Annotated in this window: 13 protein-coding genes and 4 pseudogenes; 11 read left to right on the forward strand and 6 right to left on the reverse strand. The window is 63.0% G+C overall.

Annotated features, from left to right (window positions below):
- Positions 1 to 134: 134 nt before the first annotated feature.
- From ACVWZ4_RS01345 to ACVWZ4_RS01365, 5 genes and pseudogenes are all read right to left on the reverse strand, one after another.
- The gene (locus ACVWZ4_RS01345) at positions 135 to 2,066 is read right to left on the reverse strand and encodes an alkyl/aryl-sulfatase (protein WP_456702372.1); all 1,932 of its coding nucleotides are present in this window, start codon (positions 2,064 to 2,066) and stop codon (positions 135 to 137) included.
- A 96-nt stretch (positions 2,067 to 2,162) separates the two neighbouring features.
- Complete coding sequence (locus ACVWZ4_RS01350; RefSeq protein WP_456705211.1) at positions 2,163 to 3,446, reverse strand: TRAP transporter large permease; 1,284 nt, start codon at positions 3,444 to 3,446, stop codon at positions 2,163 to 2,165.
- Positions 3,447 to 3,671: 225 nt separating this feature from the next.
- A pseudogene (locus ACVWZ4_RS01355) lies at positions 3,672 to 4,031 on the reverse strand (TRAP transporter small permease); the annotation flags it as partial.
- 258 nt (positions 4,032 to 4,289) lie between these two features.
- Complete coding sequence (locus tag ACVWZ4_RS01360) at positions 4,290 to 5,291, reverse strand: DctP family TRAP transporter solute-binding subunit (RefSeq protein WP_456702371.1); 1,002 nt, start codon at positions 5,289 to 5,291, stop codon at positions 4,290 to 4,292.
- A 215-nt stretch (positions 5,292 to 5,506) separates the two neighbouring features.
- Positions 5,507 to 6,277, reverse strand: a complete 771-nt coding sequence (locus ACVWZ4_RS01365; RefSeq protein WP_456739694.1) for a methyltransferase domain-containing protein — start codon at positions 6,275 to 6,277, stop codon at positions 5,507 to 5,509.
- A 143-nt stretch (positions 6,278 to 6,420) separates the two neighbouring features.
- Between ACVWZ4_RS01365 and ACVWZ4_RS01370 the strand changes: the two genes are divergently transcribed.
- The 11 genes and pseudogenes from ACVWZ4_RS01370 to ACVWZ4_RS01420 all read left to right on the forward strand — a co-directional run bounded on the left by ACVWZ4_RS01370 (position 6,421) and on the right by ACVWZ4_RS01420 (position 17,352).
- Positions 6,421 to 7,164: an SDR family NAD(P)-dependent oxidoreductase gene (locus tag ACVWZ4_RS01370; protein WP_456738017.1), complete on the forward strand. Its 744-nt coding sequence runs from the start codon at positions 6,421 to 6,423 to the stop codon at positions 7,162 to 7,164.
- Between the two features lie 234 nt (positions 7,165 to 7,398).
- Positions 7,399 to 8,910: a glucan biosynthesis protein G gene (locus ACVWZ4_RS01375; protein WP_456789950.1), complete on the forward strand. Its 1,512-nt coding sequence runs from the start codon at positions 7,399 to 7,401 to the stop codon at positions 8,908 to 8,910.
- Positions 8,898 to 11,036, forward strand: coding sequence for a glucans biosynthesis glucosyltransferase MdoH (mdoH, locus tag ACVWZ4_RS01380; protein WP_456739695.1), 2,139 nt, complete (start codon positions 8,898 to 8,900; stop codon positions 11,034 to 11,036). Before ACVWZ4_RS01375 ends, mdoH begins: the two co-directional genes overlap by 13 nt.
- 110 nt (positions 11,037 to 11,146) lie before the next feature.
- Positions 11,147 to 11,563 (forward strand): NAD(+)--rifampin ADP-ribosyltransferase, encoded by a 417-nt coding sequence (gene arr, locus ACVWZ4_RS01385; RefSeq protein WP_456789951.1) that lies wholly within the window; start codon positions 11,147 to 11,149, stop codon positions 11,561 to 11,563.
- A gap of 319 nt (positions 11,564 to 11,882) precedes the next feature.
- The gene (locus ACVWZ4_RS01390; RefSeq protein WP_456739696.1) at positions 11,883 to 13,271 is read left to right on the forward strand and encodes an MFS transporter; all 1,389 of its coding nucleotides are present in this window, start codon (positions 11,883 to 11,885) and stop codon (positions 13,269 to 13,271) included.
- A 126-nt stretch (positions 13,272 to 13,397) separates the two neighbouring features.
- Positions 13,398 to 13,703: pseudogene (locus tag ACVWZ4_RS01395) on the forward strand (molybdopterin cofactor-binding domain-containing protein); the annotation flags it as partial.
- A gap of 126 nt (positions 13,704 to 13,829) precedes the next feature.
- Positions 13,830 to 14,089, forward strand: a pseudogene (locus ACVWZ4_RS01400) (sulfur oxidation c-type cytochrome SoxX); the annotation flags it as partial.
- A 16-nt stretch (positions 14,090 to 14,105) separates the two neighbouring features.
- Positions 14,106 to 14,195: pseudogene (locus ACVWZ4_RS01405) on the forward strand (sulfur oxidation c-type cytochrome SoxA); the annotation flags it as partial.
- 75 nt (positions 14,196 to 14,270) lie between these two features.
- On the forward strand, positions 14,271 to 15,596 hold the full coding sequence (locus tag ACVWZ4_RS01410) for an ABC transporter substrate-binding protein (RefSeq protein WP_456738013.1): 1,326 nt from the start codon (positions 14,271 to 14,273) through the stop codon (positions 15,594 to 15,596).
- The gene (locus tag ACVWZ4_RS01415) at positions 15,593 to 16,531 is read left to right on the forward strand and encodes a carbohydrate ABC transporter permease (protein WP_456702365.1); all 939 of its coding nucleotides are present in this window, start codon (positions 15,593 to 15,595) and stop codon (positions 16,529 to 16,531) included. The genes ACVWZ4_RS01410 and ACVWZ4_RS01415 overlap by 4 nt, the downstream gene beginning before the upstream one ends.
- Positions 16,528 to 17,352 carry a carbohydrate ABC transporter permease gene (locus ACVWZ4_RS01420; RefSeq protein ID WP_177243057.1) on the forward strand — a complete coding sequence of 275 codons (825 nt, stop codon included), beginning with the start codon at positions 16,528 to 16,530 and terminating at the stop codon, positions 17,350 to 17,352. The genes ACVWZ4_RS01415 and ACVWZ4_RS01420 overlap by 4 nt, the downstream gene beginning before the upstream one ends.
- Positions 17,353 to 17,411: 59 nt before the next feature.
- Here ACVWZ4_RS01420 and ACVWZ4_RS01425 read toward each other — a convergent pair whose 3' ends face one another.
- Complete coding sequence (locus ACVWZ4_RS01425; RefSeq protein WP_456738012.1) at positions 17,412 to 19,079, reverse strand: regulator; 1,668 nt, start codon at positions 19,077 to 19,079, stop codon at positions 17,412 to 17,414.
- Positions 19,080 to 19,085 lie beyond the last annotated feature (6 nt).

Below are 19,085 nucleotides of genomic sequence, written 5' to 3' on the forward strand. Positions count from 1 at the left end.
GTGGCCGGGCTCGTCCCGGTCATCGACATTTTGGGCCTGCTCCAGCGACCGGCTTCATCGCACCGGCGCAAATTGCTCCGCAATTTTGTCGCGGGATCCTCGCAACGACGGAGGATGCGGCGCGTCGCGTCGACCTACACCACCACCGACCGCTTCGGCTCCACGATCTCGAACATCCGCGGAAATTCGTCCATCAGTCCCATGAGCTCGGCGAGCTTCATCGGATTGCCCGACAGCTTGACCTTGCCGTCGGCGACCGCTTCCGGAAAGCTCGTCAGCTTTGCGATCACCTCGTCCAGCGTCGCCCGCGCGAGCGTGAAGCTGGCATCGGCGTTTCCGGCCTGCACACCTTCGGTGTAAGTCAGCGCGCTGTTTTCGAGGTTGAGCACGAACGTCTCGCCGGTATCCGAAAAGCGCCAGTTCAGCACGATGTGCTTGCCTTCCGCCTTCGGTCCGTTGAGGCGGATGCCGAGCACGTCCCAGAGCTGTGAGGTGCGAAGAGCGGCCAGCGTCTCCCGCGGCATCGGTGCGCGGGGCGGCGTCCGGGGCATGCCTTGGCGGAGCTCCTGGGCGCCGAACAGATAGGCGTTGCGCCAGGTCGAGCTCTCGGCGGCATAGCCGAGCTGCTCCAGCGTGTCGGCGAGCAGTGCGCGCGCCGCCGCATTGTCCGGCTCAGCGAAGACGAGATGGCCGAGCGCCTGCGCCACGAAGCGGAATTCGCCCTTGTCGAAATCCGCGCGCGCACGCGAGAGGATCGCATCCGCGCCGCCCATATACTCGACATATTTCTTGCCGGACTCGACCGGCGGCAGCGGATCGAGGTTGACCGGATTGGCGTCGTACCAGCCGAGATATTTCTGGTAGATCGCTTTCACATTGTGCCTGACGTGACCGTAATAGCCGCGGCCGTGCCAGGCACCGTCGAGGCTGCCAGGCAACCGGATCGCCTCGGCGATCTCGGCGGCATTCAGGCCGTGATTCATCAGGCGAATGGTCTGGTCATGCGTGAATTTGTAGAGGTCGCGCTGCTCGCGGATCATGGTGTCGATGCGCTCGCGCCCCCACACCGGCCAGTGATGCTGGCCGCACATCGCCTCGGCCTTGCCGCCCCAGAGATGCAGGGCTTCGTTGAGGTACTTCGACCACGCCAGCGCATCGCGCACATCGGCGCCGCGGAACGGCAGCAGATTGTGGAAATTATGCGTGCAGTTCTCGGCGAGGTTCAACAGCTTGTATCGCGGCAGGAAGAAGTGCATCTCCGCAGGCGCTTCGCTGTTGGGCGCCATCTGGAATTCGAACGCGACACCGTCGATCACGCGCTTGTCGCCGGTCGCCATGATCAGATCGGTCGGGCGCAGCAGCGCGACCGTGCCCGCGGCCATGGTCTTGCCGAGGCCGCAATCGACATGGCCGCGCACGCCTTTGGCGAGGAACGGTCCGAACTGGTATTGCGCCCGGCGCAGCATCGCGGGACCCGCGATGATGTTCTCGGAGACGGCGTGCTCCATGAACAGATCAGGGGCGATGATGGGCACGCTGGCACTGGCGAGCGCATCCGCTTCCAGCACGCCGCGCGCGCCGCCCCAGTGATCGGTGTGGGTGTGGGTGAAGATCACGGCTGCGACCGGCCTCATGCCGCGGTGCTTGTAATAGAGATCGAGCGCGGCGCGCGCGCCTTCGATCGAGGTCAGGGTGTCCACGACGATGACGCCGCTGTCGCCCTCGATCAGCGTCATGTTGGCAATGTCGAGCCCGCGCACCTGGTAGACGCCCGGTACCACCTCGAACAACCCGTGCTGCATGTTGAGCCGTGACTGCCGCCACAGGCTGGGATTGACGGTCGGCGGCGCCTGATCCGTAGACAAAAAGCCATAAGGCTCGAGGCTCCAGACCGTCCGTCCCTGCCTGTTCACGATCTTCGCATGCTCGATCGTGCCGAGAAAGCCGCGCGCAGCGTCGTCGAAATCCCGCGTATCGGAAAACGGCAGCGCATTCAGCACCGCCTGATGCTGCGCAATGACGGACGGCGTTGCGCCCTTCGGCTCGCTGCTGGAGATCTCGGTCATCGGCTGGCTCCTCCCCTGCTCAGGTTGCAGCCATCTAAACCCATTCGTGCATCGGTTCCAACAGCCAACGGCCGGCTCCGCCGGTCGCTTGAAGCCTCAATGCATCCCCAGCACCCGCGGCAGCCACAGCGTCAGATCGGGCCAGTAGGTCACGATGACGAGGAAGCCGAGCATGGTGAGCAGCCACGGCATCACCGCGCCTGCGAGATCCGTGATGCGCATGCGTGCGATCATCGAGGCGACGTAGAGGTTCAGGCCGACAGGCGGATGGCAGAGGCCGACCTCCATGTTGACGTCCATGACGATGCCGAAATGGACGAGGTCGATGCCGAGCTTCTTGGCCGCCGGCGCCAGGATCGGCGCCATGATCAGGATGATCGAGTTCGGCTCCATGAAGTTGCCGGCGAGCAGCAGCAGCACGTTGACGACCAGCAGGAAGCCGACCCAGCCGAGATTTTGCGCCGCGATCCAGTCCGCAAGGATCGTCGGGAGGTTCTCGTTGGCGAGCACGAAGGAGAACAGCACCGCGTTGGTGACGATGTAGAGCAGCATCGCGCTGGTGTTGGCGGCGCGCAGCAGCACCCGCGGCACGTCCTTCATGCCGATCGCCTTGTAGACGAACACCGCGATGATGAAGGAATAGACCGCGGCCATCGCGGCGGCCTCGGTTGCGGTGAACAGGCCGCTGTAGATGCCGCCGATGATGATGACGACCAGCATCAATCCCCAGACGCTCTCGCGGAAGGCACGGATGGTCTCGCCCCAGGTCGCCTTCTTCAATCGCGGATAGTCGCGCGTTCGCGCGAGCCACCAGGTGACGATGCACAGCATCGCCGTCAGCAGGATGCCGGGCAACAGGCCTGCGACGAACAGCGCGCCGATCGAGGTGTTGGTGGACACCGCGTAGACGATCTTCGGGATCGACGGCAGCATCAGGATGCCGAGCGAGCCGGCGACGGTGATGATGCCGGCGCCGAAGCGCATGGGATAGCCGTGGCGGACCATCTCGGGCAGCACGATGGCGCCGATCGCAGCGACGGTGGCCACGCTCGAGCCGCAGACCAGGGCGAACATCGCGCAGGCGACGATGCCGGCGAGCCCAAGGCCGCCGTGCCAATGACCGATCAGCGAGGTCGCGAAATTGATCATGCGCCGGGCCACGCCGCCATGGGTGAGGAAGTTGCCGGCGAGGATGAAGAACGGGATGGCCATGATCTCGAAGCCTTCGATGCCCGTGAACAGCTTCATCGAGACGGCTTCGATCGGAACCGCGGTCAGCGTGAACAGGAACGTCATGACGGTGAGACCGAGCGCGATCGAGACCGGGATGCCGGTCAGCATCAGCGAGATCAGGAGCCCGAACACCGTTGCAGCGCGCATCCATTGCGGCAGTGCGAACACGCCGAACTTCTCGGCCAGGCACATCGCGAAAATCAGGACCGGCGCCAGGATCAGGATCACGCCGAGCGGCGAGACTTTTCGCGAAGCCGCTCTGGTTGCGGCGCCGGCGGGCTGCGGATGCAGCGCCGGAGAGACATCGGCCTCCACGCCCTCGACGTGGGTCTCGTCGTGATGCGGCAGCTCGCCGGTCCGGAAGTAGGACCATGAGACCTGGAGGAAACGGAAGCACATCAATCCGGAGCCGAGCGGGATCGCCAGATAGACGAACCACATCGGTGCTTCCAGATCGTTGGACTGCTGCCCGGTATGGAACATCTCTCGCACGAAGGAGGCGCCGAAGGCGGCGATCATGCCGGTGAAGAGCGCGCCGCACAGCAGCGAGAACAGGATGACATGCTTGCGCGAATGTTCGGGCAATCGGTTGACGAGCAGATCGACGCCGACGTGGATGCCGGTTCGCACGCCATAGGCCGCGCCGAACTTCGCCATCCAGATGAACATGTAGATGCAGAGTTCCTGCGCCCAGGACAGATCCAGCTCGGACATGAAGGTGAACACGGCCATCGACGCCGATGCCAGCCAGGTCAGCCCGTGAGCGGCGGCCCATCGCGACAGATTGATCGATTCGCCCGCACCGTAACGGTGCACGACCGCAATGAAGATCAGTCCGGTTGCAGCCGCAATGAGCGTCGCGATCAACCATTCTTCGAGATGGTTGAGCAGCTGGTTGAGCACGCGCAGCAAATCAGAATCCCCCTATCGATACGAAACGGTCGGGAGCCTTCACTCCCGACCGTTGGTACTGTTCTCCACGAAGGCGCGTCAGTTCATCTTGACGTCGAGTTCCTTGGCAATGACATCGAGCACTTCCTGCCCGACGCGGCCTTTTGCCCATTTATAAGTCGGCTGCATCGCTTCCTGCCATGCCTTGCGGTCCGCGTCGCTCAGATAATGCAGCTGCGTCTTGCCGGTTTTCTTGATCTCGGCCAGCGCATCATCGTTCTCCTGGTGCGCGATCTGGTTGGTGTAGTCGGTGGCGTCCGCCATGGCCTTCTCGAGCTGGGTGCGGATATCAGGCGGCAATCCGGACCAGAATTTCGAATTGACGATGACAGCGTATTGCAGATGCGCGTGATAGGACACGGTGATGTCCTTCTGCACCTCGTAGAATTTCTGCGTCAGATAGTTCGACGCGGTGTTCTCGCAGCCGTCGACCACGCCGGTCTGCAGCGCCTGGTAGACTTCGGAGAATGCCATGATCTGCGGGATCGCGCCGAGGATGCGGAAATACTGGTCCGCGATCTTGGACCCGGATATCCGGAATTTCAGGCCCTTGAAATCCTCCGGCTTGATCAGCGGTCGGTTCGACGACACCATGTGGAAGCCATTGTCCCAATAGGCGAGCCCGGTGATGCCCTTGGTCTCCAGCTTCTGGAACAACCACTTGCCGACCGTGCCCTTCATCGCGGCGGAGTAGGTCGCTTCGTCCTTGAACAGCCAGGGCAGGTCGAGTGCCTCGAACTCCTTGATACCGAGCGGGGCGAATTTCGCAGTCGAAGGCGCGAGCATCTGCACCGAGCCGAGCTGGAGCGCCTCGATCTCCTCCTTGTCCTTGTAGAGCGAGGAGTTCGGATAAACTTCGACCTTGACCTTGCCGTCCGTATACTTCTCGGCGAGCTCCTTGAACTTCAGTGCGCCCTTGCCTTTCGGCGTATCATTGGCGACGACGTGGCTGAACTTGATGATGATCGGGCTCTGGGCCTGGGCAACAGCCGGAGCCAAAGCGAACGCGGCCGCAGCGACCGCAAAGAGCAATTTGCGCATGAAGGACCTCCCCAACAACCCTGGAAACCAGGTTCTTTTTTTGTTTTGCAGGTCAGTAGTGGCAGCAATCGGCACCCCGAACAACTAGACCTAAGCCCAATTTGCCGCGGCGGTGCCATGCCGCACCGAGGCTATCTCGGCGGCAATCGCATGCGCAACCCGGGGCCGGCTTCCGGTTGGTGAAGCGAGCGCTTATGTCGCATCGCCGAAGCGCGTTAACCCTTGCGCTGGGCGACCATGAACAGGCGCCGGAACGGAAATAGCGTCTGCCCCGCCTCGTTCTTCGGATAGGCCTTCGCGACCCGCATCCCGTAGGCCGCTTCAAACTCGATCTTCTCGGCGCCCTCGAGCACGTCGAGATAACGCGTCAGCCAGGTGCCCTTGGTCCATTCCTTCACGGGATTGTCGCCTTCGAGCACCTGGAGATATTCGGTCTCCCAGATGTCGATATTCGCAGACAGCGGTGCGAGTACATCGTGATAGAAGGCGGGCCCCTCCACCGGCGGCGGCGTGACGAGGTGCTCGACCTTGGACCGCCATGGCCCGTTCAGGGCCGTCTCGCCGATCAGCACGTGCGATGGCGCCAGGAAGTTGCGTGGCATCTGCACTGCCAGCATGCCGCCGGGCGCGACCTTCTCCATCACCGAAGGGAAGAGCGCCGCGTGATGGGGCAGCCAGTGCAGTGCGGCATTGGAATAGACGACGTCATATCGCTTCGCGGGATGCCAATGGCCGAGGTCTTCATGTGACCATTCCACATCAGGCGCGGCTTTGCGCCCGGCAGCGACCATCTCGGCCGAGCCCTCGACAGCCGTGACCGCAGCGGACGGCCAGCGCTCCTTGATCAGTTTTGTGACGTTGCCGGCGCCGGCGCCGAGATCGGCGACCGTGCGCGGGCCGATGTCGGGAATGCGCATCAGCAGGTCGACCGCGGGCCGGAGCCGGTGACCGGAGAATTTCAGATATTGCTGCGGATCCCAGACCATTGGTCGAGCCTTTTCTTTTTGGTGTTTCCTTCGCGAGGCGACTTGGTTACCACTGCTCGTCCCGCTCAGGCAATTCGCTAGAGCTGCAGGACGGGCGGGAAGCGAAAGCAAGAAGCAAGAACCGATCAAGAGAGCGTGTCACCATGGATCTCGGGCTGAAATCGAAAACCGCTGTTGTCACCGGCGCCAGCATCGGCATCGGCCGCGCCATCGCCAAGGGCCTCGCTGCCGAAGGCGTCCGCGTGGTGGGCGTGGCGCGCCGCACCGACCTGCTCGCCGAGCTGGTGAAGGAGGTCGGCGGTGGGCTGATCACGCCGTTCGAGCAGGATGTGATGGCGACAGACGCGGCGGAGAAGATTTCCGCTTTCGCGCTGAGGGAGCTCGGCCATGTCGACATCCTCATCAACAATGCCGGCGGCAGCCGTCCCCTCCCCATCGATGCGCCCGACAGCAAATGGGACGAGGCCATCGCGCTGAATTTCACCAGCTACCGCCGCATCGCGCATGCGCTGCTGCCGCAGATGATCGAACGCAAATGGGGCCGCATCGTCAACATCACCGGCAAGTCCGAGCCGGAAGGCCTCAACGCCGCGTTCGCCGCGAAGGCCGCGGTGCACGCCTGGGCCAAGGGCCTGTCGCGCGAGATCGGCGAGCACGGCATCACCATCAACTGCATCCCGCCCGGCCGAATCATGAGCGAGCAGATCCGCCGCAACTACGCGCCTGATTATCGCGAGCGTTTTGCCGAGGAAGAGATTCCGGTCGGCTACTGGGGCGAGCCGGAAGACCTCGCCGCGCTCGCCGTGTTTCTGGCGTCACCGGTGGCGCGCTACATCACGGGAACGGTGATCCCGGTGGATGGCGGGTTGAGACGGTATCAGTTCTAGGAGGCTGCTGATTCCGATGCAGCCCTGCGGCTCGCCGACATCCCATCACGCGACATCGCTGGCTTAACCTGATCTGTTGATGGAGCAGACGGGCGGCTGCATCGGATCCAAAGACGGCCCCTGAATTCGCCCAAACATCCGCCGAAATTATCGCTGTCACGCCACGTTGCCCAAGCGGAACTCCGGGGAACATGGGTCGTTTCCTCCCCTGGTTCGAACCGGGGAGATCCAAGCGTGAACCGCCGTCAACTTCTTCGCGCGTCGGCTGCTGTTTCAGCTGTCACTATACTGCCGCGTGCAATGGCGGCCGAGACGGGCTCCACCCCGTCCTTCAGTCCTTCCTACGTACGCGAGCTTGCCCGCGCGCTTGCGGCCAAGCCGTTCGCGCCTGCCGACGAGAAGCTGCCGGATGCGCTGACGAATCTCAACTATGACCAATACCGGTCCATTCGTTTCGCGCCGGAGAAGGCGCTATGGCGTGATGAGAAACTGCCGTTCGAGGTGCAGTTTTTTCATCGCGGCTTCTTCTACAAGAACAGGGTCGAGATCTTCCAGGTCGCGGACAAAAGCGTCATGCCGATTCCCTATCGGCGCGATGACTTTTCTTTCGGGGACGGCCTGGGGCAATGGCCGGATCTCGACATCGGCTTTTCCGGATTCCGCGTCCACGCTCCCATCAACCGGCCGGATTACTACGACGAAGTTTGCGTATTCCTGGGCGCAAGCTACTTTCGGGCCGTCGCGAAGGGCCAGACATACGGCCTGTCGGCGCGCGGGCTGGCGATCAATACCGGCGAAAGCAAGGGCGAAGAGTTTCCGGTGTTCAAGGCGTTCTGGCTCGAAAAGCCCGCGCCCAATGCCTCCTCCCTCGTGGTGCATGCGCTGTTGGACAGCAAGAGCGCGGCGGCAGGCTACCGGTTCACCATTCGACCCGGCCAGACCACGGTCTTTGACGTCGAGATGGCCCTCTATCCGCGGGTCGACGTCGAGCATGCCGGACTCGCGCCGATGACCAGCATGTTCTTCTTCGGGCCAAACGACCGCAAGGATTTTGACGATTTCCGCCCGGCGGTTCACGATTCGGATGGACTTGCGATCTTCAACGGCAGGGGTGAGCAGCTCTGGCGCCCGCTCAACAATCCGCACGATCTGCAGGTCAGCACCTTTGCCGATCGCAATCCAAGCGGCTTCGGCCTGATGCAGCGGGAGAGGAATTTCGCCGCCTATCAGGATCTCGAATCCAGCTTCGAAAAGCGCCCAAGCCTCTGGTTCGAGCCGATCGGCGATTGGGGCGAAGGTGCCGTGAAACTGTTCGAAATTCCGACCAAGGAGGAGGTTCACGACAACATCGCCGCGCTTTGGCAACCCAAGCAGCCGTTGATGGCCAAGAGCGAGCACATCTTCACCTACCGGCTCCACTGGGGGCCCGACGCGCCGAAACCCGAAGCGCTGGCGCGGTTCACGCGAACCGGGATCGGCAGCCGGGGCGACGACAGCAAACTGTTTGTCCTTGAACTGATGGGCGAACAACTCAAAGGCGTGGATCCCAAGACCATCAAGGGCGTGGTGACCGCTGAAAAGGCCGAGATCAGCAACATCGTCACCCAACCGAATCCCATGACAGGCGGATGGCGTCTGAGCTTTCAATGTGCGGTCAAGGGGCAGACGGCGATCGAACTGCGAGCCTTCCTGGCGCAGGGCGATGCGCCGGTCTCCGAGGTGTGGATCTATCGATGGACGCCGTGAAGCAGTTCCCGCCACCGCGGAGCGCCCTCGGCAGCCCGTTCCTGCCGCCCGAAAGTCCGCTCCCGATGTTGCCGTGCCGACTGGGCCGCGCGGCAGACTCCGGCCGGGATCCGGTTCGTCCCGGGGCCGCCCTGATCGTTCGACGCCTCTTCATCTTCGTCGGCACGGCCTTGCTGACGGCTGCCGGCGGCTACGGCATGTACGACGTGGTCGAAGTGGGTGGCGTGACCTTTCTCGAAGCGGTGCTGCTCGGCCTTTTTCTCGTGCTGCTCGCCTGGGTCGCGTTCTCCTTCATGTCCGCGCTTGCCGGATTTTTCGCGCTGCTGACGCGTCGGCCTGCCGGATTGCCGCTCGACACCACCGGCTCCCTGTCAGCGGTGACGTCGCGCACGGCCATGCTGATCCCGACCTATAATGAGGATCCGCATCATGTCATGGCGCGACTGCGCGCGATGTATGAATCGGTCGACGAGACGGGATATGGGGAAAAGTTCGACTGGTTCCTGCTGAGCGACACGACTGACCCGGACATCTGGATCTGCGAGGAGATGACCTTCATCCAGCTGCGCCGCGCCTGCGGCCTGGATCGGTTGTACTACCGCCATCGCTCCGACAATACCGCACGAAAATCCGGCAACATCGCCGACTGGGTCAGCAGGTTCGGCGCAGCCTACGATCACATGATCGTTCTCGACGCAGACAGCCTGATGGAAGGCAATACCATCGTGCGCCTTGTCCACGCGATGGAAACCGATCCCCTTGCCGCGCTGATCCAGACGCAGCCGGTCATCGTCAACGCGCGGACGCTGTTCAGCAGGCTGCAGCAGTTCTCGGGGCGCGTATACGGCCCGATCGTCGCAGCCGGTAACGCCTGGTGGCACGGTGGCGACAGCAACTACTGGGGCCACAACGCCATCATCCGCGTGCGGGCCTTCGCTGCGGAGGCCGGCTTGCCGGAGCTGCGCGGCCGCAAGCCTTTCGGAGGCCACATCCTCAGCCATGATTTTGTCGAGGCTGCGTTGATGCGCCGCGCCGGCTGGAGGATCTATATGGCACCGAACATTGGGGGCAGCTTCGAAGAGGTCCCTCCGTCGGTGCTGGACTTCGCGGGGAGAGACCGTCGCTGGTGCCAGGGTAACCTGCAGCACCTCGCGGTCCTGCCGGTGCGCGGGCTATACTGGGTGTCGCGGCTGCATCTGCTGACGGGCATCGGCTCTTATCTCACCGCGCCGCTGTGGCTTCTGTTCCTGGTGCTCGGCCTGCTCATCTCATTGCAGGCGCACTTCATCCGCCCCGAATACTTTCCGAAGGGATTCAGTCTGTTTCCCACCTGGCCGCAACAGGACCCGGTGCTCGCGGCCCGGGTCTTTGCCGCGACGATGGGACTTCTGATCTTGCCCAAGCTGCTGGCCTATGTCTTGGTGATTGGCCATCGCGAGGGACGCATGGGTTTCGCCGGAAGCGTTCGCCTGCTGCTGGGGGTGTTTTGCGAAACTGTTCTCGCGGCACTGATCGCGCCGTGCATGATGATCTTCCAGAGCAAGGCGGTCGTGGAAATTCTCGTCGGGCGGGACGCGGGATGGCAGGTGCAGCGCCGAAGCGATGGAGAGCTTGCGCTCGGCGAGATCTATCGCAAGTTCGCCGGGCCCACCCTGTGCGGCCTGGTCCTTGCGCTCAGCGCCTATGCGGTCTCCTTGCCGCTGCTGCTTTGGATGTCGCCTGTGGTGCTGGGTCTCCTGCTTGCAATTCCGCTGGGAATAATAACGTCGTCGCGGTTGAAGGCGCCCGGAGTCTTTGCAACGCCGGAAACCAACAATCCCCCCGCTGTGGTGCTCCGCGCGAATGAATTGGCCGCATCGGAGCCCATCGAAACGACCAAAGCCCTGCACCAGCTCAGCCGGGATCCGGAGTTGCTGGGCGAGCACCTGGGTTCGCTCTCGCTTGCGAGCCCCCGCAAGTTCGGCCCTGTCCATGTGCCTCTGGCGACGGCGCGCGCCAAGGTCGAAGAATGCGAAAGCTTCGAGGATGCGGCCGCGTGGCTCGACAAATCTGAATTGCACGCGGTTCTCAGCCATCCCACGCTGCTCCGGAGAGTCCTGGAGATGCCTCGTGGCAGGCAGGGATAGGGCGATGGCGAGATCGGCGAGCACGGCATCACCATCAACTGCATCCCGCCCGGCCGCATCGTGAGCGCGCAGATCCGCCGCAACTAACAACAGCCGCCCAGGATCGATTCATGTCATCCGCACCAACCATGTTCGCGCAATCGTTCTTCCACGGCACACGCGCCGATTTGAAGCCCGGCGACCTCATCGTCGTCGGCCATCCCTCCAACTTCACCGACATCAAGCCGCTGTCCTGGGTTTATTTCACGGCCACGCTGGACGCGGCGATCTGGGGCGCGGAGCTCGCCGCAGGCAGCGGACCGGGGCGGATCTACGTCGTGGAGCCGACCGGGCCGATCGTCGACGATCCGAACGTGCCGGACAAGAAGTTTCCCGGCAATCCCACGCAGTCCTATCGCTCCCGCGATCCGCTGCGGGTGATTGCCGAGGTGACGCAGTGGCAAGGCCACGCGCCCGAGCGGCTGCAGCAGATGACGGACAATCTCGCCCGCCTGAAGGCGGAGGATATCGACAACATCGTCGACTAGCGTCGCGAGGGTGGCCGCTCAGCACGAGCTGGCTTTGCCGCCATGATGACATCGTGCCGGTGTTTTGCCCGACGTGTCAACTTGTCCGGCGCCGCTGAGGTCGCAACCGAGCCGGCTGAAAAACCCCTTCTCCATCAAGGGGCCTTCTACGGTGCATGGGGTTGTTTTCGAGCGCGCGGCTCACGCGGCCTGCAATATCCCGGCGATCGCAGCGCCCTTTGCGCATACAATGCATGCAAGCATATGCCTGTGGAAGGCGCCGCAAGCGTAGTACACGCCAGAGATCATCGACGCCGATCGCCGGAGCAAAGCGCAAGGCATGACCATCACGTTACCTGCCGCTGCGCGCGAGCCCGATCATCTCAAAGCCGATGGCCTGCCGGCCGAACAGCGCCGCTGGGCGATCGCGGCGATCTTCACGGCGTTGGCGATGGCCTCGCTCGATACCGCGATCGCCAACATCGCGCTGCCCGCCATTGCCGCGAATCTGCATGTCAGCCCGGAGCAGTCGGTCTGGGTGGTCAACGTCTACCAGATCGCGCTGGTGGCCACGCTGCTGCCGCTCGGGGCGCTCGGCGAGATCGTCGGGCACCAGCGCATCTATCTCGGCGGTCTCATGCTGTTCACCATCGCCTCGCTGTTCTGCGCAGTGGCGTGGTCGCTGGACAGTTTGCTGGTCGCACGGACGCTGCAAGGCCTGGGTGCCAGCGGCATCATGAGCGTCAACACGGCGCTGGTGCGTTTCGTCTATCCCGGCCGGATGCAGGGCCGCGGCTTCGGCCACAATGCGCTGGTGGTCGCAACCGCCTTCACCTTCGGTCCCTCGATTGCGTCTGCGATCCTTGCGGTCGGCCCATGGCCGTGGTTGTTCGCGGTCAATATCCCGTTCGGCCTCGTCGCAACAGGCATCGGCTTCACGATGCTGCCGAACACGCCGCGCGCCGATCACGGCTTCGATTTCCTCGGCGCGCTGCTCGCTTCTGCCTGCCTCGGCCTGTTCATTACAGGCATCGGCAGCGCCGCGCACGATATGTCGCCGGTCGTCGTGGCCGTCGAGCTCGTCACGGCATTCGCACTCGCCTTCATCCTGACGCGGCGTCAGGCCGATCATCCCGCGCCGATGCTGCCGATCGACTTGTTCGCCAGGCCGATGTTTGCTCTGTCGGCGGCGACCGCGGTCTGCTCCTTCGCGGTGCAGGGTCTCGCTTTCGTCTCGCTGCCGTTCTATTTCGAGGACGTGCTCGGACGCTCGCAGGTCGAGACCGGCTTCTTCATGACTCCGTGGCCGCTGGTGGTTGGCATCATGGCGCCAATCGCGGGCCGCCTCTCTGATCGCCATCCGGTTGGCCTGCTGGGTGGCATCGGTCTCATTCTGCTAGGCCTCGGCATGGCGCTGCTCGCATGGCTTCCCGCGAGCCCGAGCATCCCTGACATCGTCTGGCGGATCATGATCTGCGGCATGGGGTTCGGTTTCTTCCAGGCACCGAACATGAAGGCGATCATGTCGAGCGCGCCACCGCATCGCGGCGGCAGCGCCTCGGGCATCGTCGCAACTGCGCGACTGACGGGGCAGACGACCGGTGCTGCGCTGGCCGCGGCCTGCTTTGCCATGGCGGGCCACAACGGCGCCACCGTGGCGCTGACGTTGGGCGCAGGCTTTGCCGCACTCGGCAGTGTCATGAGCTTCCTGCGGCTGGCGGTGAAGTAGGACGGCGGGGCGCACACGACACCGCCCGCTTCATAACGTTCCTGGAGATGCGAGAATCTTCGCTAGCTGCCCCTCAGACTCTTGATCTGAACGGTTCCGGTTTGGCGGACACATTGCGCCGCTGTGCCGGCGCCGCAAGGCGTCTATCGCGGCATCGCGCAGGTCATGGGTTATGGCAGCTACGTTGCCGGCGCCGCCGAAATCTCGGTGGCGGACGGCAACAAGATCAAGGTGCTTCGCATCGTCGCCTCCACCGACCCCGGCTACGTCGTCAATCCGGCCCAGGTGGAGCGGCAGATCGCAGGCTCCTTCGTCTATGGCCTCTCGGCGCTGTTCCATGGTGGCTGCACCGTGAAGGACGGCCGCATCGAGCAAACCAACTTCGACACCTTCAAGTCGATGCGCATCAACGAGATGCCGAAAGTGGAAGCGCGCAACGAGGTAATCGCGGGCCTGCGTGACATCGAAGCGCAGCAATTTGAATATGACAGGCTCGCCGCCTAGGGCGTCGCCGTGATCGGCCAGGCGGTGTCCGCCATCGAACCACAGCTGCGCAGCTGCCATTCCGGCCCGTTCCCGGAACGCGTTTCCAGGGCGACCTCGCGCCGGATCTCAGTGGCGCCGGGAACCGCTGGACGGTCAGCCAGTTGCGGCTTCGAATGGTTGACGCCTCGCGCTTCAACCCGGACACCATCGTGCCGTCCTATTACCGTGCGGACGGCCTCGTCCGCGTCGGACGCGGTTTCATGGGCAAACCGATATTGTCGGCCGCAGAGATCGAGGACATCCTGGCCTTTCTTGCAACGCTCCGAGACTGAGCTTTGCCGGAGGCGTTACGGCGCGCCCGAGCTGGTCGCGCTCGAACTCCATCTGATGTCGCGGGCCCGCGGAATGCCGATGGAAACGCCGGCGGTGCGACCGTAACGCCCAAATTAGGGCTAGGCAGGCGTCGAACGGTCGCTAGTATCCCCCCAAATTGAGTCACAGGGAGGAATTAAGGTGACTGACCACAAAATCTCGCGCCGTACGCTTTTGACCGGCACCGCGGCAGCTGGCGCGCTCAGCCTGACGGGATGGCCGGCGCGCGCCGAGGTCAACTGGAAGAAATATGCCGGGACCAAGCTCGAGGTGATCCTCGCCAAGGGCCCACGCGGCGATAATCTGCAAAAATACGTCAAGGAATTCACCGAGCTCACCGGTATCGAGGTCGAATCCGAGCAGATCCCGGAGCAGCAGCAGCGCCAGAAATGCGTCATCGAGCTCACCTCCGGCCGACCAAGCTTCGACGTCGTCCATCTCAGCTATCACGTGCAGAAGCGGCAGTTCGAGAAGGCCGGCTGGCTCGCCGACATGACGCCCTTCATGAAGGACCCGACGCTGACGGCGCCCGACCTCGTCGAGAGCGATTTCTCGGCCGCCGGCCTGCAATACGCCAAGAATGACAAGGGCCAGATGCTGTCGCTGCCCTGGTCGGTCGATTATTTCATCCTCTACTACAACAAGGAGCTCTTCCAGAAGAAGGGTGTGGCCGTCCCCAAGACCCTCGACGAGATGGTCGCGGCCGCCGAAAAGCTCACCGACCCCAAGGAGGGAATCTACGGATTCGTCGGGCGGGGTTTGCGCAACGCCAACATGGCGTTGTGGGGCAATTTCTTCCTGGACTACGGTGGGGAATTCCTGGACAGCAAGGGCAACATCCTCACCGACGGGCCGGAAGCCGTCGAGGCGACGAAACTGTACCAGACCCTGCTAACCAAATTTGCTCCACCCGGCGTCGCCGGCTTCAACTGGATGGAGTCGATGGCCTCTTTCACGCAGGGGCGTTCGGCGATGTGGATCGACGGTGTCGGCTGGGCCCCACCGCTTGAGGATCCCGCTGCGTCGCGCGTGGTCGGCAAAGTCGGCTACACCGTCGTGCCTGCAGGCCCGAAGGGGCACTATTCGGCCACCTATGGTGACGGCGTCGGCATTGCCGCTGCGAGCAAGAACAAGGAAGCGGCCTATCTGCTCTGCCAATGGATCGTCTCGAAGAAACAGGGTGCGCGGTTGTTGCAGGCCGGCGGCGGCGTGCCGTTCCGCAACTCGATCCTCGGTGATTCCGAGGTGCAGCAGGGTGTGAAGATGCCCAAGGATTGGCTGCAGTCGGTGATCGATTCCAGCAAGATCAGCAAGCTTGGTCTTCCCGTCGTGATCCCGGTCGCCGAATTCCGCGACATCGTCGGCGCAGCGCTCACCGCAACCTTGTCCGGTGCCGATCCCGCCGCCGAGCTGAAGAAAGCGAACGATCAATTTCGTCCGATCCTGGAGCGTAGCGAAAAGGCGTGAGTGCGTTGACACAATCGACTCCGGCCGCGGCACGGTCTGATGCCGGGCCGGAGAAGGAGCTGCGGCCGCCGTCCTATTGGCCGTTCGTGGTGCCGGCGTTGCTCGTCGTGCTCGCGATCATCATCTTCCCGTGGGTGTTCACCATCTGGATGAGCCTGAACGAATGGAAGGTCGGCTCGCCGACGACCTTCGTCGGATTCTCCAACTATCTGCGATTGACCAGCGATCCCCGCTTCATCGAGGCGATCGGACACACGCTGGTCTACACGCTGCTGTCCGTACTGTTGCCGCTCGTGTTCGGCACATTCGCAGCCGTGGTGTTTCACCAGAAATTCGCCGGACGCGGTTTTCTGCGCGGTATCTTCATCATGCCGATGATGGCGACGCCGGTGGCGATCGCCCTGGTCTGGACCATGATGTTCCACCCGCAGCTCGGCATACTGAATTACCTGCTGTCGCTGGTCGGACTCCCCCCGCAGCTGTGGGTATTTCATCCGGCAACCGTCATTCCGTCGCTGGTGCTGGTCGAAACCTGGCAATGGACGCCGCTCGTAATGCTGATCGTGCTCGGCGGTCTGGCCGCGATCCCGACCGAACCCTATGAGAGCGCCCAGATCGATGGCGCCAATCTCTGGCAGGTGTTCCGCTTCATCACGTTGCCGCTGATCATGCCGTTCCTGTTCATCGCCGGCATGATCCGCATGATCGACGCGGTGAAAAGTTTCGACGTCATCTTCGCGATCACGCAGGGCGGACCAGGCACGGCGTCGGAGACGATCAACATTTATCTCTATAGCGTCGCCTTCACCTACTACGATCTCGGCTATGGCTCGGCGATCGCGGTCATATTCTTCCTGCTGATTGTCCTGCTTGCTGCGGTAATGCTCTACGCCCGGCAACGCATGTTGTGGACCGAAATCGCGAGCGACGCATGACGCCACGTCAAATCATCGGCAAGATCAGCCTGTGGTTCGCGGTACTCGTCATCGTGTCGCCGGCGATCCTGTTCTTTCTCTGGATGGTGTCGCTCTCGCTGAAATTCGAGGTCGACAATGCGGCCTACCCACCGGTGTTCATCCCCGAGCATTTCGCCTGGAAGAACTATGCTGACGTGCTCGCCTCCAACCGCTTCGTCACCTATTTCTTCAACAGCCTGATCGTTACCGGCAGCGCGACCGCGCTCGCGCTGATGGTCGGCGTCCCCGCCGGCTATGGTATCGCGCGCATGGCCGCCCACAAATCCGCGATCGTGATCCTGATCGCCCGCATCACGCCCGGGCTGTCCTATTTGATCCCGCTATTCCTGCTGTTTCAATGGCTGGGACTGCTCGGCACGCTGGTGCCGCAGATCATCATCCATCTCGTGGTGACGGTGCCGATCGTGATCTGGATCATGATCGGCTATTTCGAGACGACCCCATTGGAGCTGGAAGAAGCCGCGCTGATCGACGGCGCCACGCGCTGGCAGGTGTTCCGGCATGTCGCTCTGCCGATCGCCAAGCCCGGCATCGCGGTCGCTTTCATTCTCGCGGTGATCTTCTCCTGGAACAATTTTGTGTTCGGCATCGTGCTGGCCGGACGTGAGACCCGCACCCTGCCCGTCGCCGTCTACAACATGATCTCGTTCGACCAGCTGAGCTGGGGCCCGCTTGCCGCCGCCGCGCTGATCGTCACCCTCCCGGTGCTGTTGCTCACGGTGTTCGCCCAGCGGCAGATCGTGGCCGGGCTTACGGCCGGCGCCGTCAAGGGCGGTTAGAAAATGAAACCAGCCGGGCCATCAAACATGGCCCGGCCGCTTTTTATGTTTTGCCTACCCTACTCCGCCGGTGCGGCCTGCATCTCCGGGGGCGCGGCATAGCGTTCGGTGGCGCCGAGCTTGCTGGCTGCGAACAGGCCCGCTGCCATGACGGCATAGGCGAACGCCACCGCGGGCGTCACGCCGAAGCCGCCACCGACGCCAACAGCTTCACCATGCATGAAGCCGAAATAGGTCAGCACCGCGCCGACGAGCGCGAAGGCTGACGCCTTTTCGAAGTCACGCTCGATGATGAAGACGCCGATCGCACCCAGAATGAGCCCGCCGAGGATGGAGCCGCCGCCCATGACCTCGAGCCCGTGATAGAACACGCCCTGCTGCGGCAGAGCGGCGATCGCTGCACTCTTCACTGCGGCGGCCTTGTCGGCGGCCATGCCGCCGACGGTAGCCGCAGCATTCACGGTCGAGCCGAGCATGGTGTCGATCTGGAGCTTGGCCCATGCGGCGAGATGCGGCGTGAAAGCCAGCGCCACGGCGGGCGCGTGCTTCGACGGCGTGGTCTGGAAAGCCTGGGCGGTCATCAACATGCCGATATAGAGCAGGATCGGCGAGATCGCGACGACAGGCACCAGGGCCAGCAGCACCGAGATGACACCGAACCAGGACAGCACCACAACCATGATGCCGGTTGCGGCCGAATAGCCGATCCGGCCGCCCATCGCCTTCCAGCCGGGATGGCCGATATAGACCGCGTTGATGAAGGGATTGCCCATCAGGCAGCCGATCAGGCTGACGACGCCGTCGGCGGTCAGCACACGCGTGGTCGGATATTCGTCCCCCGCGGCTTCCGCGCTCTCGACGTTGTCCATGGCCTCGACGAGATCATAGATGCCGAAGGGAATCGCGGTCACCAAGATGACGCCGAGATATTCGAAGCCGGAGAAGACATGGTTCACCGCAGGGATCGGCACCGAGAAGCCGAAATTGGCGAAGGCATCACCGACGCCCTTGACGCTCAATCCCCCGAGGCCGAGACCGAACAGGTTCGAGCCCCATGCGATGATCATGCCGACCACGATCGCGATCAGACCGGCCGGAACGCTCTTCGGATATTTCACGCCGCCGAACCAGCTCACCAGAATGATGGCGAAGCAGACCAGACCGATCTGCGGAGTCATGTACATCTCGAGCGCCGGGCGCATCGCAATGAAGGTGAGCGAGACGCCTGCAAGCGTGCCGAGCAGCGCCGCGCGTGGCGTGATCTTGCGTATGAACGGTGCGATAAAACCGCCGATCATCAGGATGAAGCTCTGGAAGAATACCCAGACCAGACCCGCCGACCAGCCCTTGAGCGGGTCGCCGGTCTTCAGGGTAACAGGCAGCATGATCACGAAGGTGACAATGAACATGTGCGGCACGCTGACGCCGGACGGCAGCGCGCAGACATCGCTGCGGCCGGTCTTCTGCGCGAGCCGGTAGGCGAGGTATGCGTAGTAGAAGGTGGAGAGGCACATCATCAGCCCCAGCGCGGGCAGGATACGGCCGAACACGAGACTATCAGGCATTTTCAGGACGAAGCGGAGCAGGCCCGTGAGCACCAGCATGTTGACGAGGATGTTGGTGCCGAAGCCGAAAAACGCGTTCCAGTCACCCGATGTCCAAAGTGCCGGCTTGAACTCGGACTTGTTGATCTCAGATTTGGCGGCCGTCCCCGTAAACGTGCTCATGGTCAT

Source organism: Bradyrhizobium sp. USDA 4472 (assembly GCF_054058595.1).